This is a genomic window from Sphingomonas phoenicis (assembly GCF_047238005.1).
In the GTDB taxonomy this organism is placed as follows: domain Bacteria; phylum Pseudomonadota; class Alphaproteobacteria; order Sphingomonadales; family Sphingomonadaceae; genus Sphingomonas.
On record NZ_JBDFMC010000002.1, the window covers coordinates 2204099 to 2226429 of the forward strand.

Sequence of the window (22331 nt, forward strand, 5' to 3'; positions counted from 1 at the left end):
CCTCACCCCACCCACGTCATCCCCGCGCAGGCGGGGATCCAGACGCGCTATCGCCGCGATCTAAGAGCCACCGTCACATCTCTGGATCCCCGCCTCCGCGGGGATGACGACCAAGGGGCAGGCACACCCCTCCACCATCCCTCACACCTCACCGCACCCCGAAAGGGTAAGCCTGTTCCGCGCGCCCCACCCCACCACCTCCGTCATCCCCGCGCAGGCGGGGATCCAGACGCGCTGCCGCCGCGAAACGCAGAACCACTATCGTCAGCGTTCTGGATTCCCGCCTCCGCGAGGATGACGATCGAACGCCCGGCGCTCTCCGCCCCGCCATCCCGATCCTCACCCCTCCAGCGCCGCCTTCACCGCCCGCGCCACCTGCCGCGACGATTGCGCCAGCAGCCCCGCCGCCTCGCCGCCCGCCCCGTTCCCGCCCGCGTTGACGGTGATCGCCACCCGCACCTCGCGCACCCCACCGCCACCGGCCACCGGCTCGATCCGCCCGGTCGCCGCCGGCACGAACAGTTCGGGCCCCCGCTCGCCCACCATATACGGCCGGTTCGCGACCACCGGCCCGCCCGTCGCCCGCCCCGGCGCGCCGAGCAGCCCCGCCAGCAGCCCGCCCAATCCACCGGCCAATCCACCGCCCCCGCCGCCCAGCGCGTTCAGCCCGCTGCGCAGTCCCGCCGCCGCGATTGCGTCCAGCGTGCGCAGCGCCACCCCGCGCAACTCGTCGAAGCCCAGCTTGCCGCTCCTCACCGCCGCCAGCAGCGATCCCTCGATCGCCCGCCCCGCCCGTGCCGCACCCTGGCCCAGCCCGTCGTCCAGCGCCGCGCGCATCGCCGCCACGTCGCGCACGAAGCCGGCGGTGTCCGCGCGCACCTCCACCAGCCGCTGGTCGAATTCGTCATCCATCGGGAAACGCCTCCCTCAATCGCGCCATCGTCGCCGCATCGGGCGGATCGCCGCCCCCATGCGCGCCGCCCGCCGTCAGCGCCGCCACCACCGCCGCCAGCTCGGCCGGCGTCGCCCGCCAGAACGCGCCCGGCGACCAGCCCAGCACCGCCCCGGCGACCCCCGCCAGCCGCCCCGCGCCCTCCGCGAACGTCACCGCCCGCCCAGGATCTGGCCCATCAGCACGCGCAGCACCGGCGTCGCCGCGGCCAGCCCGCCCGCGACCACCGCCTCGCCCAGCGCCTCGCGGGTCAGCCAGCCGGGCCGCTCGTGGACCGTGTGCCAGAACAGCCCGGCCACCTCGGCCAGCGCCAGCCGCCCCTCCGCGGCGCGCTCGACCAGCGCGAACAGCGGCCCCAGTTCCGCCTCCGCCGCCACCAGCGCGGCAAAGCTCGGGCGCAGCACCAGCATCTCGCCCGCCACCCGCAGCGCCGCCTCGCCCCTCACCGGATTGGCCGTCATGCCGCCACCACCTGGCCGCTGCTCTCCAGCGACAGGGTGTAGGAACGCTCGCCGTTGAAATCGCCCGCATAATCCAGCCGGGTCACCAGAAAGCGCCCGGTCATCGATCCGCCGCTCTCGAAGCTCAGCCGGTAATCGTCGATCGTCCCGGCCAGCGCATGGCCGCGGATGCGCTCCTCCGCCGCCGATCCGGTGAACACCCCGGCCCCCGACACGCTGACGCTCCGCACCCCCGCGCCCGACAGCAATTGCCGCCAGCCGCCCGAATCCTTGCTGGTCACCACCACCGCCTCGCCGTTCACCGACAGCTGCGTGGTCCTCAACCCCGCCACCGTCGCGAACGCCGGCGACGCCGCGCCGTCACCCACCTTCAACAGAAACGCACTGCCCCGCTCGATCATCGTCCAACTCCCTCACAACCACATCACATCGGTTCCCACCCCGGCGAAGGCCGGGGCCCAGTCGGGGGACGCCGCCGCATCGTTCGGCCGGCCTTCCCAGCTGGACCCCGGCCTCCGCCGGGGTGGAGAAGGGGGCGAGTTCCCCCGACTTCCCGCCCCTCACGCATCCGCGCGGTACAGGCGCGACGTCGTCATCCCCCACCCCGTGCCCCCGCGCAGGCGGGGGCCCAGTACCTTGCTCACCGTCCGGACACGGGTCCCCGCCTGCGCGCGGGGACGCTCACGCATCCTCCCGGTACAGCCGCACCACGAACTCCGCCGTCCCCCGCCACCGGCCCGGCGCCGTCGCCGCCAGCCGGCTGCGCACCAGCCGCAGGTTGGCGATCCGCCAGCCCTGGCCCAGCGCCGGCCCCGCCGTCGGCACCAGCTCCTCCACCATCGCCAGCAGCCCGCGCAGCCGCCGCGGCCGCTCGCCCTCGTCGACCAGCGTCACCGCCAGCCGCCCCTCGCGCCCGCGCCAGCCGCTGGCGCTCCAGTCGGCCAGCACCGGTTCCTCGACGATCGCATGGGGCACGCCGCCGCGCACCGGCGGGGCGTCGAACACCGTCGCCGGCACCGGCTTCAGCGCCGCCGCCACCGCACCGACCAGCAGGTCGCGCGCGCTCATGCGCCGATCCCGACGCGCCGGTACGGCCGCCACAGCGCCATCACCGCGGCCGGCGGCGCCGCGTCGGCACCCCGGTTCTCGAACCAGTGCACCGCCAGCAGCACCACGCCGTGCGCGATCGGCGCGGGCAGCGCGGTCCATCGTTCCGCCAGCCCGGCCCGGTACGTCACCAGCGCGCGCACCCCGGCGGGCAGCCGCACCCGCCCGATCCCGTCCGCGACGTCGATCGCATAGGCATCGACCGCCAGCGCCCCGCCGCCGGTCGCCGCGACATCGGCGATCGCCGCCACCGGCCGCTCCGCCAGCGACTGCCACGCCCCCGTACCCGTCACCGCCCCTGTGACGTCGCGCGCCACGAAGCGTTGCCCGCAATACGCCTCCCCCGCCTCGATCGCCGCCGTCGCCAGCCGGATCAGCACGCCGTCCTCCGCCGTCCCCTCCAGCCGCAACAACCCCTTCGCCGCCGCCATCACGGCCGCGACCACCCCTGCCTCGCTCATCCCGGTTCCTTTCCGCCCCACCCGTCGTCATCCCCGCGCAGGCGGGGATCCAGAAACGCCGACGGTCCGGGCATATGCGCCGATGTCGCGGCTCTGGATTCCCGCCTGCGCGGGAATGACGGTGCGGATGGCTCCACCCGCACCGTCGTCTTCCACTCGACCGCGCCCGGCCTCAGCTCGCGCTGAACCGCATCACCTTGATCGCCTCGGCGTTCATCACCGCGCCGCCGATCCGCTTGGTGGCGTAGAAGCTGACGAACGGCTTGTTCGAGTACGGATCGCGCAGGATCGCGGTCTCGCTCCGCTCCGCGATCAGGTATCCCAGCCGGAAATTGCCGAACGCGATCGACAGGCTGTTGGCGGCGATGTCGGGCATGTCCTCCGCCTCGACCACCGGGTATCCCAGCAGCGTCTGCGGCTGCGCCTGCGACAGCCCGGGCTGCCACACGAACGCGCCGTCCGCGGTCTTCAGCTTGCGGATGCGCGCCAGCGTCGATGCGTTCATCACGAAGCACGCGCCCTGCCGGTACGGCGCCTTCAGGCTGTGGACCAGGTCGATTAGCCGCGCATCCGCCCCCGCGGCGAAGTCGCCCGCCGCGCCCGATGCCAGATACTGCATCGTCCCGAACGCGCGCGCCGCATCCCCCTCGGCGGTCACCGGCCCGCTCAGGAAGCCGCGCGGCCGGTTGGTGCCGTTGCCCGTCACGAACGCCTGCCCCTCGGCGCGCGCGAACTCGGCCGCGATCTCGCTCGCCAGCCACTCCTCGACGTCGAACGCCGCGTCGTCCAGCATCGCCTGGCTGGCGCTGGGATTGGCATAGAGTTCGCCCGACGGCGGCGCGATCTCCTGGAACACCGGCGATGCGGTCGCCGGCCGCGCGCCCGTCTCCGCCGCCCAGCCCGACGGCGTGCCGCCCGTCGTCACCAGCTTGCGGTACCCGGCACTGCCCACCTTCACGACATTGGCGATGCCCCGGATCGGCGAGGTCGCGACCAGCAGCCGGTCGATCGCCGCATCGATCTCGCGCGGCACCGCGAAGCCGCCCTCGGCGCCGGTCACCCCCGTGAACGCCTTCATCTCCAGCGTGGTGCCCGTCCGCACGAAACGGTCGAAGCCCATATCCCCCTGATGTGCCCGCGCGCCGTCCAGCGCCGGTCGATCGACCACGTTCATCTCATTCTCCTCGGTTGAAACCCGTGTCAGTCAGAAAACCCGCGTCACCCGCGCGTGCGCCTGCATCGGCACCGCGACCAGGCTCACCTCGGCCAGCGCCACGCGCAGCAGCTCGCGCCGCGCGCCCTGGCGCACCGCCAGCGGGCGATAGCCGACCGACAGCCCGGCGACCGCGCCCGCCCGCACCAGCCGCGCCGGCTCGGCCGCGTCGATGCGCGCGACGATGCGCAGCCCGGTCGCGTCCTCGCCGATCGCCTCGATCGTCCCCACCGGCGCGCCGCTGTGCCCCCACAGCAGCGGCACCGGCCCGGCGCCGGCGAAGGCACCCGCGCGGAACACGTCGCCCGCCCGGTCGACCCGGTCGAACACCGCGGCATATCCCTCGATCCCCATCATCGCAGCAGCCCCTCGAAGCCCAGCCGCATCGCCAGCATCGCCAGCAGCGCCGCGGCGGCCCATTGCACCGCCGCCTTCCACGCCGACTTCTTGGCGTCGCGCCACGCGCCCAGCAGTTCGCGCAGCTCCGCCAGGTCGGCCTGCGCGCGCGCATCGGCCAGCCCCAGCCGGGTCATCGCCCGGCTCGCCCCCAGCTCGCCCGCCTCCTCCGCGATCGCGCGCAGCGTCGCCAGCTCCGCCCCCGCCGCCGCGCCCTCGGCCATCAGCTGCGCCAGCACCGCGCCGCTCATGCCGCGTCCTCCGTCCGCGCCGGCGCCAGCCCCAGCAGCCGGCGCTTCTCCGCCTCGCTCAGGAAATCGGCGCCGCCGATCGACCGCCACTGCAGCGCGCGGTCCTCGGCCAGCACCGGCACCCGGTCCAGGTCGATCGCCAGCGTCGCGCCCTGGAACCAGCCCTCCAGCCCCTGCGCGATGCTGCCCAGCACCTCGGCCGCCAGCGGCAGCACCGTCATCCGCCACAGCGCCCGCCCCGCCTCGCGGTAATTGGCATAGGTCGCATCGCCCGGCAGCCCGAGCAGCATCGACGGCACGCCGAACGCCAGCGCGATCTCGCGCGCCGCCGCCGCCTTCGTGCCCGCGAAGTCCAGCTCGGCCGGCGACAGGCTCAGCGCCTGCCACTTCAGCCCGCCCTCCAGCAGCATCGGCCGCCCGGCATTGCCCGCCCCGGCAAAGGCATCCAGCTCCGCCTTCAGCCGGTCGTACTGCGCCGGCGACAGCGTCGATCCGTCGCCCGGATCGTACACCAGCGCCCCCGACGGCCGCGCCGCATTGTCCAGCAGCGCCTGCGCCCAGCGCGCCGCCGCATTGTGGATCGCCACCGCGCCCGCCGCCGCCGCCAGGCACCCGGCGCCGTAATGATCGTCCAGCGGGTTGAAGCTGCGGACATGGATCACCGCCGGCCGCACCGGATCGGCGGCCAGCCGCTCCACCCGCTCGCCCACCCGGTACCGGTACGCCGCCGGCCAGCCGCCCGCATCGGTCTCCACGCTCACCCGCTCGGGCCTGAGCGCATAGAGTTCCGCGACGCCCCCCTCGGCATCGTGCAGCACCTGGATGTACGCGTTGCCGTGCAGCATCAGGTGCGCCGCCACCGTCGCCAGCAGCGCCTGCCCGCCCGACCTGACCGACGCCAGCGTGATCAGCGCCGGGTCCGACGCGGCCAGCGGCGCGCCGGCCAGCGCGTCCGCCACCACCCTGACGGCGCGCTGCACCACCGCATTGCCCGCGAACCCCTCGCGCAGCTGCGCCTCGTACGACCGCGGCCACCCGCCCGTGATCGGCACCCCCGACCGCGACACCGCCCCCGACAACGCCGGACGCGACCCGTCGCGCCCGGTCCTTCGACCGAACAGTTTCATGTACCTGTCTCCTGAAAAAGGCGGGGCACCGCCCCGGCCCGAACCGTCATCCCCGCGCAGCCAGGGATCTTCCCCCACCCCCTTCCCCCCGGCGAAGGCCGGGGCCCAGTTGGGGGACGGTCGCGATCAACCACCACCGACGTTCCACCTGGACCCCGGCCTCCGCCGGGGGGGCAGGAAAGAGGGCATTTACGATCCCGTCAGGCTCCCCTCCGCTTCAGGGGAGGGGCCGGGGGTGGGGCATCGCCCCAAGCACGCCGCCCGCGGCAACGCCCCGCCCTGTCTCTCCCCGAAGGCAGGGAAGGATCACCCCACCGCCCGCACCCGCGCGTCGCCCGACCGGCCCAGCATCAGCGCCGCCGCCGCCCACACCAGCGCGTCGGCGCGGTCGGGCGAGCGGCCCGGCCCCTCGTACCCGACCAGCGTCAGCCCGCAGAGTTCGTCCTCCAGCGCCGCGAACTCGCCGGCGTGGAACATCCGCCCCGCCTCGTACAGCGCCGCCACCGGCTCGGCCCGCGCGCCCTTGGCGCGCACCGCATGCTCCAGCCGGATCGGCAGGTTGGGCGCTACCGCGCGCAGCACGCTCTCGACCATGTCGCCGCCCTGGTTCTTCTCGACGACGACGCGGTCCGCGCCCAGCCGGTCGGCGCACGCCGCCACCGCCCGCGCCCATCCCTCCGGGCTCTGCCCACGTACGCTGGCATCCTCGACGACATAACCGTGCCCGTCCCGGCCCAGCGCGACCGCGACGATCCCGCACGCATCGCCGCCCTCGCCCCCGGCCGTCCCGGCGGGGGGATCGACCCCCACCACCACCCGCACGAACGGCGGCGGCATCGTCACCCGCTGGCGCGCCAGCACCGCCCTCGTCCACAGCGCGTTCGCCAGATCCTCGACCAGCTCGCCGTCCAGCTCCTGCCGGCCCAGCCGCGATCCGCCGTACAGGTCGCGGTACGTCGCCCGCACCGCCGGGGCCAGGTGCGGGTTGTCGAACGTCCGCCCGCGCGTCTCCACCGCGCCCTTCGCCGTCATCACCCGGCGCATCAGCACCGTCGGCTGCGGCGTCGTCGTCACCACCACCTGCGGCCGCGCGCCCTCGCGCAGGCCCAGCATCAGATTGTCCCACGTCGCCACGCCATGACGCCATTTGGCCAGTTCGTCGCACCACGCCGCGCCGTGCTGCGGCCCGCGCAGCTTGTCGGGGGCGCCGGCGGAATAGACGAACGCCCGCGCCCCCGATGCGAAGGTCACCTCGCCCGCGTCGCGCCGCCACCGGATCGGCTCGCCGTGCCACGCGGTCGCCAGCAGCCCGGCCGGCCCCTCGATCATCACCTGCCGCACATCGTCGACGGTCGCACCGACCAGCGCGATCCGCGCCGTCACGTTCGCCCGGGCATAGGCCTGCACCCACTCCGCCCCCGCCCGCGTCTTGCCGAAGCCGCGCCCCGCCCGGATCAGCCACAGGCTCCAGTCGTCATGCCCCGGCAGCTGTCCCGGATGCGCCCATGCCGGCCAGCAATCGTGCAGCGTCCGCACCGTCTCCTCGGGCAACGCGCGGACCAGCGGCCCGCGCTCCGCCGCCGGCACCCGCACCAGCCGCGCGATCACCGCGCGCAGCGCCCCCACCTCCCCGCCCACCCCGTTCATCGCCCCTCTCCCTCCTCCCGGCCGTGCGGGTCCAGCGCGTCCAGCCGGCGCAGGATCTCCGCCCGCACCGCGCCCAGCGGCACGTGCCTTACCGACCCCGCCGGCATGCCGGATGCCCGTCCGCCGGCACCGCTTCGCGCCAGTTCCGCCTGGATCTTCAATGCCGCCAGCACGACCTTCGGATCGGCGCCGTTGCCCGGCGGCGCGTCGGCCGCCTCGCGCAGGGTAGAGATCAGGTCGCCCGCCATCATGTCCGCCGCCTCGGCCAGCGCACGCTGCCACGCATCGGCGAACGCCCCGTCGCGCTGCCTGAGCGCATAGAAGGGCCGTACCGACATCTGCACTGCCTGCGCCGCCAGCCGGACGTTGCTGGTCTGCGCCAGCACCTCCAGGAACCGCTCGCGCGCGCCTGCGTCGGGCACCGTCGCCGCCCGTGCCCAGCGCGTCCGTTCGCCCGGATCGACATGGAGCACCAGCGCCCCGCCGGTTCCCGCCGCCGCGGTCTCCGCCGGCCCTTCCGGCGGCCCCCACCGGCACCAGTCACCCGTGCCGCCCGCCCCCGCTTCCGTCTCCGTCCCGTCGACCATCGCACCCTCCCCGCCCCGGACGCGAAAAGGGCCGGAAAACCGCCCGGAAAGGTCACACCCTCCCGAACCGCTCCAGCCCGTTCACACCATCTCGACGTTCCTGTTTTGTACACAAACAGCGTGACGCTGTCAAGCGCTTTCGCAGCAGCACCGGTCGCCGCGCGTCGCCTCGCGGCAGGTCACGGCCTCTCACCGGCCTCGTTCCGGTCACGTCTCCGGATGGATCACACTACAGGACCGATCGACGTTCAGGTTTCAACGGCAATCATGGCCCGCAAAATCCTCGTCATCCCCGCGCAGGCGGGGATCCATACACGCCGACGAACGAGATCGAGCCGAACGCGCTGCGTCTATGATTTCCCACCTGCGCCGGACCACGATGGATCACGCACCGCCGCTCCCATCACTCCCTGTCGAGCGGCCCCTTGCGGGCGGCGACGCTCCCATGGATCTTCTGCAGCAGGGCCAGCGTCCGCCGCGTCGTGGCGGTCGCCCGCGCCGCATCGCCGGCGCTCTCCTCCTTCACCTGCAGCGCGCTGTCGATCGCCTCCATCGCCTGATCATGCGTCAGCGCGCCGTTGTCGAGCAGGCTGTGGATCATGCTCTCGATCATCCATCGCCCTGATCCGGTCGCCTCACGTATCGAACCGGAAATGATCGTCACCCCGACCGGTTCCGTCCCGTCCGGCGCCGGGCTTGCGCGCAGCCGGCCGCCCTCTATCCTCGCCGCGCCCGTGTTCGTCCGGGCCGACAGGATATTTCCACCAATGCGTCTTCGCCTCTTGCCGCTGCTTTCCGCCACGCTGCTCGCGCTCGCACCGGCCGTCGCCCGAATGGCTCCGGTACCGGCACCGGCGCCGGATCAGGAAGCCGCGATCCGCGCCGATGTCGGCTTCCTCGCCGCCGATGCGCTGCGCGGGCGGGAAGCGGGAACGCCGGATTTCGACGCCGCCGCCCGCTACATCGCATCGCGCATGGCCGCCGCCGGGCTCGCCCCCGGTGCCGGCGACGGCCGCTGGCTCCAGCCGGTCGCGCTCGCCGTCGCCACCGCCGATCGCCAGCCGCAACTCGCGCTGGTCCGCGGCCGGACTGCGCAGCCGCTCGTCTTCGGCACCGATTTCGGCGGCGCGCCGATCCTCGGCCGGGCGACCGCGCGTCCGGTGACGCACACGATCCAGGGCCGGCTGGTGTTCGCCGGCTACGGCATCGCCGATCCGGTGTCGGGCCGCGACGACTATCGCGGGCTGAACGTGCGCGGCGCCATCGTCGTGATGATGCGCGGCCGCCCCGCCGGGCTCCCCCTCCCCGTCGCCGCCGCGGTGGCGGACATGGCGGAACGCGCCCGCGCCGCCGCCGCGCGCGGTGCCCGCGGCGTCATCTACGTCACCACCGGCTTCCCGCCCGCCGATTTCGCCCGCATCGCCGCGGCCGGCTGGTCGTCCAGCCGGATGACCTGGCTCGCGCCCGACGGCACCGCGCGGGACGAGGGCGCGCCCGCGCTCGCCACCGTCACGGAAACCGGCGCCGCCCGGCTCTTCGCCGGCTCGTCACTGTCGCTGCCCGCGATCGTCGCTGCCGCGGCGGAGGGCCAGCCGCTTCCCACCGGCCCGCTCGCCACCACCCTGCGCTACACCGCCGCATCGCGCACCCGCCGCGTCGCCAGCAGCAACATCGTCGGCCTGCTCCGCGGCAGCGATCCCGCGCTCGCCGGCCAGTATGTCGTCATGACGGCGCATGCCGATCACCTCGGCGTCACCCCCGGCCCCGATGGCACCGACCGGATCAACAACGGCGCGCAGGACAATGCCATCGGCGTAGCACTGATGCTCGACGTCGCCCGTCGCTTCCAGGCCGCCGGCACCCGCCCGCGCCGCTCGATCCTGTTCGTCGCGCTGACCGGGGAGGAAAAGGGGCTGCTCGGCAGCAGCTATCTCGTCGCGCATCCGCCGGTGCCGCGTGCGGCGATCGTCGCCGACCTCAATCTCGACATGCCGGTCCTGCTGTCGCCGCTGCGCGACGTGGTGGCGCATGGCGGCGACCGGTCCTCGCTCGGCACGATCGTCGCCGCCGCGGCGCAGGCGAACGGGCTGACGGTCGCGCCCGACTGGGAACCCGAACAGGGCCGCTTCGCCCGCTCCGACCAGTTCAGCTTCGCGCTCGCCGGCATCCCGGCCGTGTCGCTGAAGGCCGGGCCGGCCGGCGGCTCCGACGACCGCCAGCGCGCCTTCGCCCGCACCACCTATCACACCCCCGCCGACGACCTGACCCAGCCGATCGAATGGGCCAGCGCCCCGCTCTTCGCCCGCCTCAACGCCGATATTCTCCGCCGCATCGCCGATGCCGACGACCGGCCCGCCTGGAACCCGGGCGACTTCTTCGGCGAGCGGGCGAAGCGGAAACGCTGAGTTCAGCGTTCCTCGAACCACGCCTGGTCGATCAGGATCGTCGACTCGACCGGGCGGCCCCGTCCGTCCCGCCACGGCGTGTAGCGGAACCGCTCCTCGACCAGGTCGCACACCCGCGAATCGAGCGCCGCGATCCCGGTCGACTTCGCCACGACGCAGCCGGTCAACCTTTTGTTGACGGTCAACGTACACCTGACGGAGATCGACCGCCCGATCACCGCCTCGCCCGCGACCCGGTATCCATCGTCGAACGACAGCTTGCCCCGGATCCACCGCGGCTCGGTCTCGTACCCCTCGCCGCCGTCCCCGTCGCCCTCGCCGCCACTCCCCCGCCCGTCGCCGATCCCGCCCGCGCCCGGCCCCGGCCCCGGCCGTTCCGCCGCCCCTTGCGTCGACGCGCTGCCGGTCCCCGCAACGGGCGCGGCGACCACCGGCGGGGGCGGAACGATGGCGGGAGGGGCAACGATTTCAGTGGCCTGCGATCGCAATCCGGCCGGCGCCGCGCGCCCTTCCGGCCGCCGGCTGCGCTCCCTTTTCGGCACGATCCGCACCGTCGGCTCGGGCCGCGGCGGCACCACGTCGAACGTCGCCAGCCCCTCGCCGACGGGTGCCATCGGCCCGATCCGGAGCCCGCTGATAAGCGCCCAGCCGATCGCCGCGACCAGCGCCGCGGTCATCACCGCCGATCCCACTCGCTCGCGCCCGGGCACATGATCGCCATACATGCCGCTAAAGCTGGGACTTTCTCGCCAAGAGACAAGCGCCCGCATCCCTGCTAAGGGCCGCGCCATGCTCAACCTGAACGGAATCACCGTGCGCCTCGGCGGCCGCACGATCCTCGACGGCGCCTCGGCCTCGCTTCCGCCGGGCAGCCGCGTCGGCCTGATCGGGCGCAACGGCGCGGGAAAATCCACGCTGGTCCGGGTAGTTGCGGGCATGCTCGACCCCGATGACGGCCAGGCGGAGATGCCCCGCGGCAGCCGCCTCGGCTATATCGCGCAGGAGGCTCCCTCGGGGGAGGCGACGCCGTTCGACACCGTCCTCGCCGCCGATACCGAACGCGCCGCCTTGCTCCTGGAAACAGAGACTTGCGAGGATATGGACCGCCTCGGCGACATCCACGAACGCCTGCTCGCGATCGATGCCTGGGCCGCCCCCGCCCGCGCCGCCCGCATCCTCGTCGGCCTCGGCTTCGACGACGAGATGCAGCAGCGCCCGCTCGACAGTTTCTCCGGCGGGTGGAAGATGCGCGTCGCCCTCGCCGCCCTCCTCTTCTCGCAGCCCGACGTGCTGCTCCTCGACGAGCCGTCGAACCATCTCGACCTCGAAGCCGTTCTATGGCTTGAGGATTTCCTGAAGGGCTACCGCGCCACGATCCTGCTGGTCAGCCACGAACGCGACTTCCTGAACAACGTCGTCGACCATATTCTCCACCTCCAGGCCGGCAAGCTGACCCTCTATCCCGGCGGCTACGACGCGTTCGAGCGCCAGCGCGCCGAACGCCTCGCCCAGCAAGAGGCGGCGCGCGCCAACCAGGCGGTCCAGCGCGAGAAGCTGCAGGCCTACATCGCCAAGAACTCGGCCCGCGCATCGACCGCCAAACAGGCCCAGTCGCGCCAGAAGATGCTGTCGAAATTGCAGCCGATCGCAGAGGCTTACAACGATCCCACGCTGTCGTTCGGCTTCCCCAACCCGTCCGAGCTGCGCCCGCCGCTCATCACCCTCGACATGGCCAGCGTCGGCTATTCCGAAACGCCGATCCTCAAGCGGCTGAACCTGCGCGTCGACCCGGACGACCGCATCGCGCTCCTCGGCCGCAACGGCAACGGCAAGACCACGCTCGCCCGCCTCCTCGCCGCGCAACTCGCTCCGATGGCAGGGGAAATGAACGCCTCGGGCAAGATGAAGGTCGGCTATTTCACCCAGTATCAGGTCGAGGAGCTGGACAGTTCCGATACCCCGCTGGAACACATGACCCGCACGATGAAGGGTGCCACCCCCGCCGCCATCCGCGCCCAGCTCGGCCGTTTCGGCTTTTCCGGCGACAAGGCGACGACGATGGTCGGCAAGATGTCGGGCGGCGAGAAGGCACGCCTCGCGCTCGCCCTCATCACCCGCGACGCCCCCCACCTGCTGATCCTCGACGAGCCCACCAACCACCTCGATGTCGACGCAAGAGAGGCGCTGGTTCAGGCACTTAACGATTACACCGGCGCGGTCGTCGTGGTCAGCCACGATCGCCACATGCTGGAAATGACCGCCGATCGCCTCGTGCTGGTCGATGGCGGACAGGCCAGCGAGTTCGACGGCAGCCTCGACGATTATATCGGCTTCGTCCTGAAGGGCGACAGCGCCGCGCCGGGCGCCACCAAGGCGGAAAAGAAGGCCGGCAAGAAAGCCGCCGCCGACGCCCGCGACCGCGAGGCGGCACTCCGCCGTACGATCCGCGATCTGGAAGCCGACACCGCCCGCCTCACTACCGAGCGCAACGCCATCGATCGCGCGATGTTCGACCCCGCCAGCGCCGAACCCCGGTTCAGCCGCCTGAGCATGGGCGACCTCGGCAAGCGCCGCGCCGAAGTGCAGGCCAAGATCGAGGCGGTGGAGGCCGAGTGGCTGGAAACCAGCGAGCAATTGGAGACGGCCTGATCGCGGTCACCGGGTGCCCTTTTCAGGGCGGCTCGCCAAGCACTGGACTCCCGCCTTCGCGGGAGCACGGGCAGGCCGTCAGTCGTCGAGCCCCAACACCCCCGCCACCGCGGCAAAATTCGCCGCCACTATATCGGCCCCCAGCTCCAGCAGCCGCTCGCCGTGATCGACGGCGCAGTGGCGACCGGCACACAGCCCGATCACGAACGCGCCCGTCTTCGCCGCGCCGGTGACCCCGACCGGCGAGTCCTCGATGATCGCGCAGTCGGCGATCGGCACGCCCAGCTGCGCCGCCGCGTACAGGTACAGGTCCGGCGACGGCTTGCCGTGCTCGACATGTTCCTGCCCCGAATACAGATGCTTGCCGAATGCCTCGCGCAGTCCTGCATGGCGCAGATGCGCCTCGATCCACGGCGTCCGGCTCGACGAGACGATCGCCCGCGGTAGCCCGTCGGGTAGCGCACGGACGAACGCCACTGCGCCCTCCACCTCGCCGACGCCCTCGCGAACCGCCCGCTCGTTCTCGGCCTCGCGCGCGGCCGCGAAGCCGGCCGGCAGCGGCGCACCGATTCGCCGCTCGATCGCGTCGATGAAGCCGGAACCCGACAGGCCCATGAAGTGCGTCATCGCATCGATCGGCGTGGTCGGATGCCCCGATGCGGTCAGCCATTCGGCGAGATGGCGATTCCCCGCCTCCTCGCTCTCGACCAGCACGCCGTCGAAATCGAACAGCAGCGCGCGCGGCCGGAACGCCGCGCTCACGTACGCGCCCCGAACAGCGCGGTGCCGACCCGCACCTCGGTCGCGCCCAGCGTCACCGCCGTCTCCAGGTCGGCCGACATGCCCATGCTCAGCCGCGCCAGCCCATGATCGCGCGCCAGCTTGGCGAGCAGCGCGAAATACGGCGCCGGCTCGACATCGGCCGGCGGCACCGCCATCAGGCCGACGACCGGCAATCCTGCATCGCGGGCAGCGGCCAGCAGCGCCGGCAGGTCGGCGACCGCGCAGCCGCCCTTCTGCGGCTCGTCACCGATGTTCACCTGCACGAAGCAGTCGGGCCGCCGCCCCGTCTTCGCCATCGCCGCCCCCAGCGCTGCGACCAGCGAGGGCCGGTCGACCGAGTGGATCGCATCGAACAGCATCACCGCATCCGCCGCCTTGTTCGACTGCAACTGCCCCACCAGATGCAGCGCGACATCGGGGTAGCGCGCCTTCAGCGCCGGCCATTTCGCCTCCGCCTCCTGCACGCGATTCTCGCCGAACGCCCGCTGCCCGGCGGCGAGCAGCGGCTCGATCGCCTCGGGTCCTTGCGTCTTGCTGACCGCCACCAGCGCGACGTCGTCCGCCCGCCGTCCGGCCATGGCTGCCGCTGCCGCGATACGGGCCCGGATCGCATCCAGCCGGCCGGCACTGTCCTGTTCGTCCATGCGCGCGCTATAGGCAGGCGGATGCCGCGCGCCTACCCCGAGAGCTGGCTGCTGACCGACGAGCGGGTCGCCGACGCGCTGTGGGTGATGCTGCGCCGCGTGCTGCCGGGCAGCGGCGTGATCTTCCGCCATCACGCCACCCCGCCGCGGCAGCGTCGCGCGCTGTTCCTGCGCGTCCGCCGCATCGCGCAGGCACGCCGGCTGCTGCTGCTGGCGGCGGACCCGCCGCTTCCCGGTGCGGCCGGCCGTCATGGCCGCGTTGCCGGGGCGACCAGCTCGCCGGCGCATACCCGCGGTGAAGCGCGCGCCGCGCAACGCAACGGCGCCGCTCTGGTCCTGCTGTCACCCGCCTATGCCACCCGATCGCATCCCGGCGTCCGCCCGACCGGCCCTGCCGCGCTCGCCCGTCTGGCGCGCGACACCCGCCTGCCGATGATCGCGCTCGGCGGGATGACCCGGCGCCGCTATCGTCGACTGCGCCTGCTGGGCTTTACCGGATGGGCCGCCATCGACGCCTGGCTTCCGCCGCCGTCCCTATTGGGGCGGTAGATCCTCGACCTCGATGCCGAGCAGCCTGCCCATCGCCCATACCACGGCGGCATGATCCTCGCGCTGGGGCAGGCCGCTGATCGTCGCCACGCCGATCACCCCGGTGCCGCGCACCGCGATCGGCACCGCCCCGCCATGTGCCGCATAATCGGCCGCGGACAGGCCGTAGCGGCTCTCCAGCGTGCCGCCCTTCACCTGCAACTCCAGCCCGACCGCATAGCTGCTGCGGTGATAGCGGGTGACGACATTGCCCTTGCGCCGGGCCCAGTCGACATTATCCGGCGACGAGCCCGGCAGCGCGGCGAGGAACAGCGGGCCGGCGAAGGTGCGGATGTCGATCACCACCGGCCATCCCTCCGCCACCGCCCGCTCGCGGAGCAACCCGCCCAGCCGCCATGCCCGATCCTCGTCGAACCCGTCGAACAGCAGTGCCTTCTCCTGCCGCGCGATCGTCGCGATGTCGTCGCTCACCGCCATCCGGCGCGCTCCGCATCGGTCAGGTCCAGCGTCGCCGTCCGCCCCGTCGCCGACGACCGCTGCGCCGCCTCGATCACTGCCATCACCGCCAGCGCCTCCAGCGGCGGTACCGGGTTCTGCCCTTCGCCGCGGAGCGCCGCCGCGACCTGCGCGTAATAGCCGCGCTGGTCGCCGGTCAGCGCCGGCCGCTCCGTGACCGCGCCGTCGGCGTCACAGACCAGCAGCGGATCGTCATCGTCGCCCCAGCCGGCCGCGCCCGGCTTCATCCCCGCCAGCAGCTGCGACTCCTGCCGGTCGATCCGCTGCTTCACCACGCTGCCGCGGTCCCCATGCACGGTGAAGCGCGGCGATCCGCCCGCCACCAGCATGCTCGCATGCAGCACCACCCGCCGCTGTCCGTAATCGAGCACGACATGCGCCCAGTCGTCGGCCTTGGCGCCGTCGCGTTGCAGCACCAGCGACGCCGTCACGGCGTGCGGCAGGCCGAACAACTGCAGCGCCTGATCGGCCAGATGCGGCCCCAGGTCGAACCACAGCCCGCTGCCCGGGCCATCCGCCTCGCGCCAGCGCTGCCTGACCTCGGGGCGATAGCGATCGATGTGCGATTCGAAGTGCGCCACCGTCCCGACCAGCCCGTCGCCGATCGCCTGCCTGACGGTGACGTAGTCGCTGTCCCAGCGGCGATTGTGGAAGACCGACAACAGTCTGCTCCCCTCGTCGGCCAGCGCGATCAGCGCCCGCGCCTCCGCCATGTCGAGCGTGAACGGCTTGTCGACAACCACATGCTTGCCCGCCGCCAGCGCCGCGCGGGCCAGTGGCGCGTGGCTGTCGTTGGGCGACGCGATCACGACCAGATCGATGTCCGCCGCCGTCGCCACGGCGATCGGATCGTGATCGACGGCCACGTCGGGCCAGTCCGCCTGCACCTTGCCGGCATCGCGCGACGATGCCCGCACCAAGTCCAGCCCGGGTTCGGCCGCCAGCAGCGGTGCGTGGAATGTCTTGGCCGCGAAGCCGTATCCGATCAGGCCGACGCGTTTGGGAGAGTGTTCGCTCATGCCGCCAGCATGCGCCGATGCCCCGGCGAAAGGCAAATCGATCGAAGTCCTAGACCCGTGCGACCATCGATCGTCCTAACCGCCGCACCGACCCGACGCGGCATTCGCGTCAGAAGCGGAAGGCCGTTCCCACGTACACCGCCTGGCTGTCGCGCCGCTGGTCGAAGCGGGTCAGGCGGTCGCGATCCGCTCGGTAGCGGACGCCTGCCGTCACATCGAGGTTGTGCGTCAGCGAATAGGAACCGCCCAGATCGACCGAATAGCCCGGCAGATCGGCGACGAGCCGCGGCGATCCGTCAGTCGGCCGATCGGCCTCCGCCTTCACGCGGCCGCTCCAGCGTGGCGCGGTATAGCTTACCGCGACATCCGCCGATTCGCGACCACCCGGCTGGGCGACCATGTCGATCCGGGTCAGGTCGCTGGCAATGGCGAACCGCTTCCAGCCGACGGCGACGCCCAGATTATACGCAATCGGCGCGATTCCCGTCGTCGCGTCGCTGACCGCGGTGCGGCTTTCCGCGCCGCGCGTCGTCCGGGCCCGGACCGCGACGGTCACGGCACGCGAGTCGCGGCGCGACTCGGCCGGCGTGAAGCGGAACGTGTTGTTCTCGAACCCGCCGCGCGACAGCAAGGCGGCAAGCCGCGGATCGCCAGCCGCCGGGGTGAAGCCACCCACGCCGCGGGCCGCCGGCTTCTGCACCTGACGGGCGGCCGGGCGGTCGATCGCACCGAAGGCGGGCGCGACGAGAGCGCCGGCAGCGACAAGCGCTCCCGCGGCAATTCCCATCATCCAACGCCCAGCATTCACTGTTACCGCTCCAAACGATCCTCTGTCCCCGAACATCGCCTAGCATCAATCGATCCTGACGCACCATGGCGGACGGGCAATTTTGCCCGGCTGTTGCATACATCCCACAATCTTGCGCAAACCGCGTCGCCGGCCACCATGCTTGCCGGCCGCCGGAGAGGGCGGTACAGGCTGGGCTTCGCCCTCCTCCGCGCTAAGGTTACCCGCCCATGTTCCGCCGTTCCGTCCCCCTTCTCGGGGTGGCCATCGCCCTCTCGCTCACCGCCTGCGCCGGCAAGAGCGGCCGGCCCAAGGGCGATCTCGCCGCGTCGAAGGTGACCACGATCGGCGTCAATTCCTATCTGTGGCGCGCCACGCTCGACACGCTGTCGTTCATGCCGCTGGTCCAGACCGACTCGAACGGCGGCGTCATCGTCACCGACTGGTATGCAAATCCGCAGGCACCGACCGAGCGGGTCAAGTTCACGGTGACCATCCTCGACCAGGATCTGCGCGCCGATGCCGTGCGCGTCGCCGGCCTGCGCGAGGTCAATCGCGGCGGTCAGTGGGTGGCAGCGCCGGTCACCGCCTCGACCACGATGAAGCTCGAGGATCTGATCCTCACCCGCGCCCGCGACCTGCGCCGGTCATCGATCGCCGGCTGAGCCACCGGATGAGCCGCTACAATGCGCTGAAGGCGGATGCCCATTGGCAGGCCGTCTGGGACGAGCGCCGCACCTTCGCGGCCGACGATCATTCGCCCAAGCCCCGGTCCTATGTCCTAGAGATGTTTCCCTATCCGTCGGGCCGCATCCATATGGGGCATGTCCGCAACTACACGATGGGCGACGTGCTGGCCCGCTATCGGCGGATGATCGGGCACGAGGTGCTCCACCCGATGGGGTGGGACGCGTTCGGCATGCCGGCCGAGAATGCGGCTATGGAAAAGGGCGTCCATCCCGGCTCGTGGACCCGCGCCAACATCGCGACGATGAAGGCCCAGCTGAAGCGGCTGGGCTTCGCGCTCGACTGGTCGCGCGAACTCGCCACCTGCGAGCCCGATTACTACGGCCACGAACAGGCGCTGTTCCTCGACCTGTTCGCCGCGGGCCTCGTCTATCGCAAGGAATCCTCGGTCAACTGGGACCCGGTCGATATGACCGTGCTCGCCAACGAACAGGTGATCGACGGGCGCGGCTGGCGGTCGGGCGCGCTGGTCGAGAAGCGCAAGCTCAGCCAGTGGTTCCTGCGCATCACCGACTTCGCCGACGAGCTGCTCGATGGCCTGGGCGACCTGAAGGACTGGCCCGATAAGGTCCGCCTGATGCAGGAGAACTGGATTGGCCGCAGCCAAGGGCTCACCTTCGACTTCGAGGTCGTCGATGCGCAACCAAAGCTTGACCAAACCATCGATGACGAACGGCGCATAGCAGTCTATTCAACGCGTCCGGACACTATCTTCGGCGCAAGCTTCGTTGCGATCGCGGCAGATCATCCGATTGCGCGTCAACTGGCGAACACCGATCCCCTCGTCGCCGATTTCATCGAGCGGTGTAAGGCGGGCGGCACCACCGCCGCCGAGCTGGAAACGCAAGAAAAGCTCGGCTTTGAAACCGGCCTTGATGTCCATCATCCGTTCGACCCTAACTGGACGCTTCCCGTCTACATCGCGAACTTCGTGCTGATGGACTATGGCACGGGCGCGGTAATGGGCGTACCCGCGCATGATCAGCGTGACCTCGATTTCGCACGGAAATATGGGCTCGACGTGCGCCGCGTCGTCTCCGACGGTGACTGTAGCGACCCGATCTTCGAGGGCGACGAGGCCTATACCGGCCCCGGGACAATCGTGAACTCGCATTTCCTCGATGGCATGGACGTCGCCGAGGCGAAGCGTGCGGTCATCGAACGAGCCGAATCGGGCTTCTGGGGCACCGGTACCACCGTGTTCCGCCTGCGCGACTGGGGGGTCAGCCGCCAGCGTTACTGGGGCACGCCGATCCCGATCATCCACTGCGCCGCCTGCGGCGCAGTGCCGGTGCCGCAGGATCAGCTGCCGGTCGTCCTGCCGGAGGACGTGTCCTTCGCCGTCCCCGGCAACCCGCTCGACCGGCACCCGACATGGAAGCATGTCGCCTGTCCGGCATGCGGCGCCGATGCGGTGCGCGAGACTGACACGCTCGATACCTTCGTCGATTCCAGCTGGTACTTCATCCGCTTCGCCAGCCAGCCCGACGACAAGCCGTTCGATCGCGCCGTCGCCGAGAAGTGGCTGCCGGTCGGCCAGTATATCGGCGGCGTCGAACACGCGATCCTCCACCTGCTCTACGCCCGCTTCTGGACGCGGGCACTGCGCCATATCGGCAAGCTCGACGTGGCCGAGCCGTTCGCCGGCCTCTTCACGCAAGGGATGGTCACGCACGAGACCTACAAGGCGGCGGACGGCCGCTGGCTGTCCCCGCCAGAGGTCGAGAACGGCGTCGAGCGCGCCTCCGGCGATCCCGTCACGGTCGGTCGTGTCGAGAAGATGTCGAAATCGAAGAAGAACACCGTCGATCCCGAGCCGATCGTCGACCAGTACGGCGCCGACGCCGTTCGCTGGTTCATGCTGTCGGACAGCCCGCCCGAACGCGACCTGCCATGGTCGGAGGCCGGGATCGAGGGATCGTGGCGCTTCGTCCAGCGGCTGTGGCGCATCGTCACCGGTGATGACGCCGGCGCCGGGGGTGAGGACATCGCGCTTCGCAAGCTGGCCCATCGTACCGTTCGCGACGTCGCCGGCGATATCGAGGGATTGCAGTTCAACAAGTCGGTCGCCCGCCTCTACACGCTGGCCTCGGCGATCGAGAAGGCGGCGCCGTCGGCCGACCGTCGCGACGCCGCCCACACGCTGCTGCTGCTCGTCGCGCCGATGGTCCCGCATGTCGCCGAGGAGGCATGGTCCGCCGCGGGCCATGACGGCCTGATCGCCGATGCCGAATGGCCGGTGGTCGATCCGGCGATGCTGGTCGACGATGAGGTCACCGTCGCCGTGCAGGTCAACGGCAAGCTGCGTGACACGCTGCCGATGGCCAAGGGCACCGCACGCGAGACGCTGGAAGCCGCCGCGCTGGCCAGCGACAAGGTGGTCCGCGCCCTGGAGGGCAAGACGCCACGCAAGATCGTCGTCGTCCCCGACCGCCTCGTGAACATCGTCGCATGACGCGCATTCCCCGGCTCCCGACCATCCTCGCGGTCGCCATCGCGCTGGCCGGCTGCGGCATGCATCCGCTCTACAGCGGCGGCAGCAACGGCGCCGTCGCCATGGCGCTGTCCGGTATCGAGGTCGGCCCGATCGAGGGCAAGGCCGGCTGGCTGGTCGGCAATGCCCTGCGCGACCGGCTGGGCGCGCCCGATGGTGCGCCCCGGTACCGGCTCGACATCCGCCTCGACGATCAGATCAGCGGCCTAGGCGTCCGCCGCGACGACAGCGTCACGCGTGAGCGCCGCATCCTGCGCGCGCGCTACCAGCTGGTCGACCTGACCAGCGGCAACCAGACGGTGTTGCTGGACACCACCGCCGGATCGGATGCGGGCATCGACGTCGTCCAGTCCGAATACGCGACCATCGCTGCCGAGAACACCGCGCTGGAACGCCTGTCGACCATTGTCGCGGACGAGATCGTCGCCCGCATCGCCCTCTATGCGCGCCGCCCGACGCCGCCACCGCCCCAGCCGACGCCCACCGCCACCGCCACGCCGGTCGTCGGGAAACCGTGAAGGCCAACGCCAACCAGATCCGCCAGGCGCTTTCCGCGCCGCGCCCCGCCGTCCGCCTCTATCTGCTCCACGGCCCCGACGAGGCCGGCGCCAGCGCCCTCGCCGCCCTGCTCGGCACGGCGATGGGCCAGGGGGCGGAACGGATCGACCTCGACGGTGCCACGCTGCGGAGCGATCCTGCCCGCCTCTCCGACGAGGCGTCGTCGATGTCGCTGTTCGGCGATCCCCGCTGGATCCGGATCAGCCAGGCCGGCGAGGAATGTCTCGCCGCCTTCACCGCCCTGCTGGAGGCGGACGGTGCCGCGAATCCCGTCGTCGCGCTCGCGCCGTCGGTCCGCACCACGGCGAAGATCGTCAAGCTGGCGATCGACTCGCCCCACGCGCTGGTCTATGGCAGCTACGCGCCGACCGCGCAGGATGCCGAGCGGCTCGCCGTCACGTTGGCCGGCGAGCAGGGCCTGCGCCTCGCCCCCGGTGTCGCCGCCCGTCTGGTCGCAGCCACCAGCGGCGATCGTGCGGTGATGGCGCGCGAGGTCGACAAGCTCGCCCTCTACCTCGATGCCGCACCCGATCGCCCCCACGACCTCGATCACGACGCCCTCGATGCAGTCGGCGCCGACCTCGACGAAGCCGAGGCGACCCGGGCGGTGGAGGCACTGGTGGAGGGTCGCCCCGATCACCTAGCCGAGGAACTGGCGCGCCTGGCCGAAGCGGGTACGTCGCCCATCCCGTGGCTTCGCCAGCTCGCGCGGCGCCTGATCGCGCTGGGCGAAATGCGCGCCGACATCGCCGCCGGCGAATCTCCCGATGCGGTGATGAAGCGCCACCGGGTCTTCTTCCGTGACGAGCCCGCCACCGGCCGGGCCCTGCGCCGCTGGACGCCGGCGATGATCGCCCGTGCCCTGGTCCGCGTGCGCACCGCCGAACGCGCGATCATGGCACCGGCCAATGCCGGCGGCGTGCTGGCGGAGGATGCCGTGCTGCACATGGCCCGTGCCCTCGCCAGCCGTGGCTGAAC

General features: G+C 71.9%; 26 protein-coding genes. 7 read left to right on the forward strand and 19 right to left on the reverse strand.

Annotated features, from left to right (window positions below):
* Positions 1-339: 339 nt before the first annotated feature.
* From ABC319_RS11665 to ABC319_RS11725, 13 genes are all read right to left on the reverse strand, one after another.
* Positions 340-912 carry a tail tape measure protein gene (locus ABC319_RS11665; protein ID WP_413070389.1) on the reverse strand — a complete coding sequence of 191 codons (573 nt, stop codon included), beginning with the start codon at positions 910-912 and terminating at the stop codon, positions 340-342.
* Positions 905-1108, reverse strand: coding sequence for a phage tail assembly chaperone (locus ABC319_RS11670; RefSeq protein ID WP_413070390.1), 204 nt, complete (start codon positions 1106-1108; stop codon positions 905-907). Before ABC319_RS11670 ends, ABC319_RS11665 begins: the two co-directional genes overlap by 8 nt.
* The gene (locus tag ABC319_RS11675; RefSeq protein ID WP_413070391.1) at positions 1105-1413 is read right to left on the reverse strand and encodes a GTA-gp10 family protein; all 309 of its coding nucleotides are present in this window, start codon (positions 1411-1413) and stop codon (positions 1105-1107) included. Before ABC319_RS11675 ends, ABC319_RS11670 begins: the two co-directional genes overlap by 4 nt.
* A complete protein-coding gene (locus ABC319_RS11680) occupies positions 1410-1814 on the reverse strand; it encodes a phage major tail protein, TP901-1 family (RefSeq protein WP_413070392.1) in 405 nt (134 codons plus the stop codon). The genes ABC319_RS11675 and ABC319_RS11680 overlap by 4 nt, the downstream gene beginning before the upstream one ends.
* 280 nt (positions 1815-2094) lie before the next feature.
* Entirely contained in the window at positions 2095-2481 is a 387-nt protein-coding gene (gene gp17, locus ABC319_RS11685; protein WP_413070393.1) for a tail completion protein gp17, read from the reverse strand.
* On the reverse strand, positions 2478-2981 hold the full coding sequence (locus tag ABC319_RS11690) for a head-tail connector protein (RefSeq protein WP_413070394.1): 504 nt from the start codon (positions 2979-2981) through the stop codon (positions 2478-2480). The genes gp17 and ABC319_RS11690 overlap by 4 nt, the downstream gene beginning before the upstream one ends.
* A 172-nt stretch (positions 2982-3153) precedes the next feature.
* Positions 3154-4155 (reverse strand): phage major capsid protein, encoded by a 1002-nt coding sequence (locus ABC319_RS11695; protein WP_413070395.1) that lies wholly within the window; start codon positions 4153-4155, stop codon positions 3154-3156.
* 30 nt (positions 4156-4185) lie between these two features.
* A complete protein-coding gene (locus ABC319_RS11700; RefSeq protein WP_413070396.1) occupies positions 4186-4551 on the reverse strand; it encodes an HK97 family phage prohead protease in 366 nt (121 codons plus the stop codon).
* Entirely contained in the window at positions 4548-4841 is a 294-nt protein-coding gene (locus ABC319_RS11705) for a DUF6127 family protein (RefSeq protein WP_413070397.1), read from the reverse strand. The genes ABC319_RS11700 and ABC319_RS11705 overlap by 4 nt, the downstream gene beginning before the upstream one ends.
* Positions 4838-5968, reverse strand: coding sequence for a phage portal protein (locus ABC319_RS11710; protein WP_413070398.1), 1131 nt, complete (start codon positions 5966-5968; stop codon positions 4838-4840). The genes ABC319_RS11705 and ABC319_RS11710 overlap by 4 nt, the downstream gene beginning before the upstream one ends.
* Positions 5969-6274: 306 nt before the next feature.
* On the reverse strand, positions 6275-7615 hold the full coding sequence (locus ABC319_RS11715) for a DNA-packaging protein (RefSeq protein ID WP_413070399.1): 1341 nt from the start codon (positions 7613-7615) through the stop codon (positions 6275-6277).
* Complete coding sequence (locus ABC319_RS11720; protein WP_413070400.1) at positions 7612-8202, reverse strand: hypothetical protein; 591 nt, start codon at positions 8200-8202, stop codon at positions 7612-7614. Before ABC319_RS11720 ends, ABC319_RS11715 begins: the two co-directional genes overlap by 4 nt.
* Before the next feature lie 403 nt (positions 8203-8605).
* Complete coding sequence (locus ABC319_RS11725) at positions 8606-8803, reverse strand: hypothetical protein (RefSeq protein WP_413070401.1); 198 nt, start codon at positions 8801-8803, stop codon at positions 8606-8608.
* Between the two features lie 166 nt (positions 8804-8969).
* On the opposite strand from ABC319_RS11725, the gene ABC319_RS11730 reads away from it, so the two are divergent.
* Positions 8970-10607 carry a M28 family peptidase gene (locus tag ABC319_RS11730; protein ID WP_413070402.1) on the forward strand — a complete coding sequence of 546 codons (1638 nt, stop codon included), beginning with the start codon at positions 8970-8972 and terminating at the stop codon, positions 10605-10607.
* A 2-nt stretch (positions 10608-10609) separates the two neighbouring features.
* Here the strand turns inward: ABC319_RS11730 and ABC319_RS11735 are convergent, their stop codons facing one another.
* Positions 10610-11332 (reverse strand): energy transducer TonB, encoded by a 723-nt coding sequence (locus tag ABC319_RS11735; RefSeq protein ID WP_413070403.1) that lies wholly within the window; start codon positions 11330-11332, stop codon positions 10610-10612.
* Between the two features lie 64 nt (positions 11333-11396).
* Here ABC319_RS11735 and ABC319_RS11740 point away from each other — a divergent pair, with 64 nt between their 5' ends.
* Positions 11397-13256 (forward strand): ABC-F family ATP-binding cassette domain-containing protein, encoded by a 1860-nt coding sequence (locus ABC319_RS11740; protein ID WP_413070404.1) that lies wholly within the window; start codon positions 11397-11399, stop codon positions 13254-13256.
* 78 nt (positions 13257-13334) lie between these two features.
* Here the strand turns inward: ABC319_RS11740 and ABC319_RS11745 are convergent, their stop codons facing one another.
* Positions 13335-14018 carry an HAD family hydrolase gene (locus ABC319_RS11745; protein WP_413070405.1) on the reverse strand — a complete coding sequence of 228 codons (684 nt, stop codon included), beginning with the start codon at positions 14016-14018 and terminating at the stop codon, positions 13335-13337.
* Positions 14015-14683: a YggS family pyridoxal phosphate-dependent enzyme gene (locus ABC319_RS11750; RefSeq protein WP_413070406.1), complete on the reverse strand. Its 669-nt coding sequence runs from the start codon at positions 14681-14683 to the stop codon at positions 14015-14017. Before ABC319_RS11750 ends, ABC319_RS11745 begins: the two co-directional genes overlap by 4 nt.
* A 21-nt stretch (positions 14684-14704) precedes the next feature.
* Here ABC319_RS11750 and ABC319_RS11755 point away from each other — a divergent pair, with 21 nt between their 5' ends.
* Positions 14705-15232, forward strand: coding sequence for a thiamine phosphate synthase (locus ABC319_RS11755; RefSeq protein WP_413070407.1), 528 nt, complete (start codon positions 14705-14707; stop codon positions 15230-15232).
* Here the strand turns inward: ABC319_RS11755 and ABC319_RS11760 are convergent.
* The 3 genes from ABC319_RS11760 to ABC319_RS11770 form a co-directional block, all read right to left on the reverse strand.
* Positions 15218-15703, reverse strand: coding sequence for a heme-degrading domain-containing protein (locus tag ABC319_RS11760; protein ID WP_413070408.1), 486 nt, complete (start codon positions 15701-15703; stop codon positions 15218-15220). The genes ABC319_RS11755 and ABC319_RS11760 overlap by 15 nt on opposite strands.
* Positions 15700-16767, reverse strand: a complete 1068-nt coding sequence (locus ABC319_RS11765; protein ID WP_413070409.1) for an oxidoreductase — start codon at positions 16765-16767, stop codon at positions 15700-15702. The genes ABC319_RS11760 and ABC319_RS11765 overlap by 4 nt, the downstream gene beginning before the upstream one ends.
* Before the next feature lie 109 nt (positions 16768-16876).
* A complete protein-coding gene (locus ABC319_RS11770; RefSeq protein WP_413070410.1) occupies positions 16877-17557 on the reverse strand; it encodes a hypothetical protein in 681 nt (226 codons plus the stop codon).
* A 227-nt stretch (positions 17558-17784) separates the two neighbouring features.
* Between ABC319_RS11770 and ABC319_RS11775 the strand changes: the two genes are divergently transcribed.
* From ABC319_RS11775 to holA, 4 genes are read left to right on the forward strand one after another with little or no spacing between them, the layout of a single operon-like run.
* The gene (locus ABC319_RS11775) at positions 17785-18219 is read left to right on the forward strand and encodes a DUF3576 domain-containing protein (RefSeq protein ID WP_413070411.1); all 435 of its coding nucleotides are present in this window, start codon (positions 17785-17787) and stop codon (positions 18217-18219) included.
* An 8-nt stretch (positions 18220-18227) separates the two neighbouring features.
* Complete coding sequence (leuS, locus tag ABC319_RS11780; protein ID WP_413070412.1) at positions 18228-20756, forward strand: leucine--tRNA ligase; 2529 nt, start codon at positions 18228-18230, stop codon at positions 20754-20756.
* Positions 20753-21313 carry an LPS assembly lipoprotein LptE gene (gene lptE / locus ABC319_RS11785; RefSeq protein WP_413070413.1) on the forward strand — a complete coding sequence of 187 codons (561 nt, stop codon included), beginning with the start codon at positions 20753-20755 and terminating at the stop codon, positions 21311-21313. Before leuS ends, lptE begins: the two co-directional genes overlap by 4 nt.
* Complete coding sequence (holA, locus tag ABC319_RS11790; protein WP_413070414.1) at positions 21310-22329, forward strand: DNA polymerase III subunit delta; 1020 nt, start codon at positions 21310-21312, stop codon at positions 22327-22329. The genes lptE and holA overlap by 4 nt, the downstream gene beginning before the upstream one ends.
* Positions 22330-22331: the final 2 nt, after the last annotated feature.

Coding starts and splice junctions, on each gene's coding strand:
- ABC319_RS11665 (WP_413070389.1), bottom strand. CDS start 912: ATGGATGACGAATTCGACCAGCGGCTGGTGGAGGTGCGCGCGGACACC.
- ABC319_RS11675 (WP_413070391.1), bottom strand. CDS start 1,413: ATGACGGCCAATCCGGTGAGGGGCGAGGCGGCGCTGCGGGTGGCGGGC.
- ABC319_RS11680 (WP_413070392.1), bottom strand. CDS start 1,814: ATGATCGAGCGGGGCAGTGCGTTTCTGTTGAAGGTGGGTGACGGCGCG.
- gp17 (WP_413070393.1), bottom strand. CDS start 2,481: ATGAGCGCGCGCGACCTGCTGGTCGGTGCGGTGGCGGCGGCGCTGAAG.
- ABC319_RS11690 (WP_413070394.1), bottom strand. CDS start 2,981: ATGAGCGAGGCAGGGGTGGTCGCGGCCGTGATGGCGGCGGCGAAGGGG.
- ABC319_RS11695 (WP_413070395.1), bottom strand. CDS start 4,155: ATGAACGTGGTCGATCGACCGGCGCTGGACGGCGCGCGGGCACATCAG.
- ABC319_RS11700 (WP_413070396.1), bottom strand. CDS start 4,551: ATGATGGGGATCGAGGGATATGCCGCGGTGTTCGACCGGGTCGACCGG.
- ABC319_RS11705 (WP_413070397.1), bottom strand. CDS start 4,841: ATGAGCGGCGCGGTGCTGGCGCAGCTGATGGCCGAGGGCGCGGCGGCG.
- ABC319_RS11710 (WP_413070398.1), bottom strand. CDS start 5,968: ATGAAACTGTTCGGTCGAAGGACCGGGCGCGACGGGTCGCGTCCGGCG.
- ABC319_RS11715 (WP_413070399.1), bottom strand. CDS start 7,615: ATGAACGGGGTGGGCGGGGAGGTGGGGGCGCTGCGCGCGGTGATCGCG.
- ABC319_RS11720 (WP_413070400.1), bottom strand. CDS start 8,202: ATGGTCGACGGGACGGAGACGGAAGCGGGGGCGGGCGGCACGGGTGAC.
- ABC319_RS11725 (WP_413070401.1), bottom strand. CDS start 8,803: ATGATCCACAGCCTGCTCGACAACGGCGCGCTGACGCATGATCAGGCG.
- ABC319_RS11730 (WP_413070402.1), top strand. CDS start 8,970: ATGCGTCTTCGCCTCTTGCCGCTGCTTTCCGCCACGCTGCTCGCGCTC.
- ABC319_RS11735 (WP_413070403.1), bottom strand. CDS start 11,332: ATGTATGGCGATCATGTGCCCGGGCGCGAGCGAGTGGGATCGGCGGTG.
- ABC319_RS11740 (WP_413070404.1), top strand. CDS start 11,397: ATGCTCAACCTGAACGGAATCACCGTGCGCCTCGGCGGCCGCACGATC.
- ABC319_RS11750 (WP_413070406.1), bottom strand. CDS start 14,683: ATGGACGAACAGGACAGTGCCGGCCGGCTGGATGCGATCCGGGCCCGT.
- ABC319_RS11755 (WP_413070407.1), top strand. CDS start 14,705: ATGCCGCGCGCCTACCCCGAGAGCTGGCTGCTGACCGACGAGCGGGTC.
- ABC319_RS11765 (WP_413070409.1), bottom strand. CDS start 16,767: ATGAGCGAACACTCTCCCAAACGCGTCGGCCTGATCGGATACGGCTTC.
- ABC319_RS11770 (WP_413070410.1), bottom strand. CDS start 17,557: ATGATGGGAATTGCCGCGGGAGCGCTTGTCGCTGCCGGCGCTCTCGTC.
- ABC319_RS11775 (WP_413070411.1), top strand. CDS start 17,785: ATGTTCCGCCGTTCCGTCCCCCTTCTCGGGGTGGCCATCGCCCTCTCG.
- leuS (WP_413070412.1), top strand. CDS start 18,228: ATGAGCCGCTACAATGCGCTGAAGGCGGATGCCCATTGGCAGGCCGTC.
- lptE (WP_413070413.1), top strand. CDS start 20,753: ATGACGCGCATTCCCCGGCTCCCGACCATCCTCGCGGTCGCCATCGCG.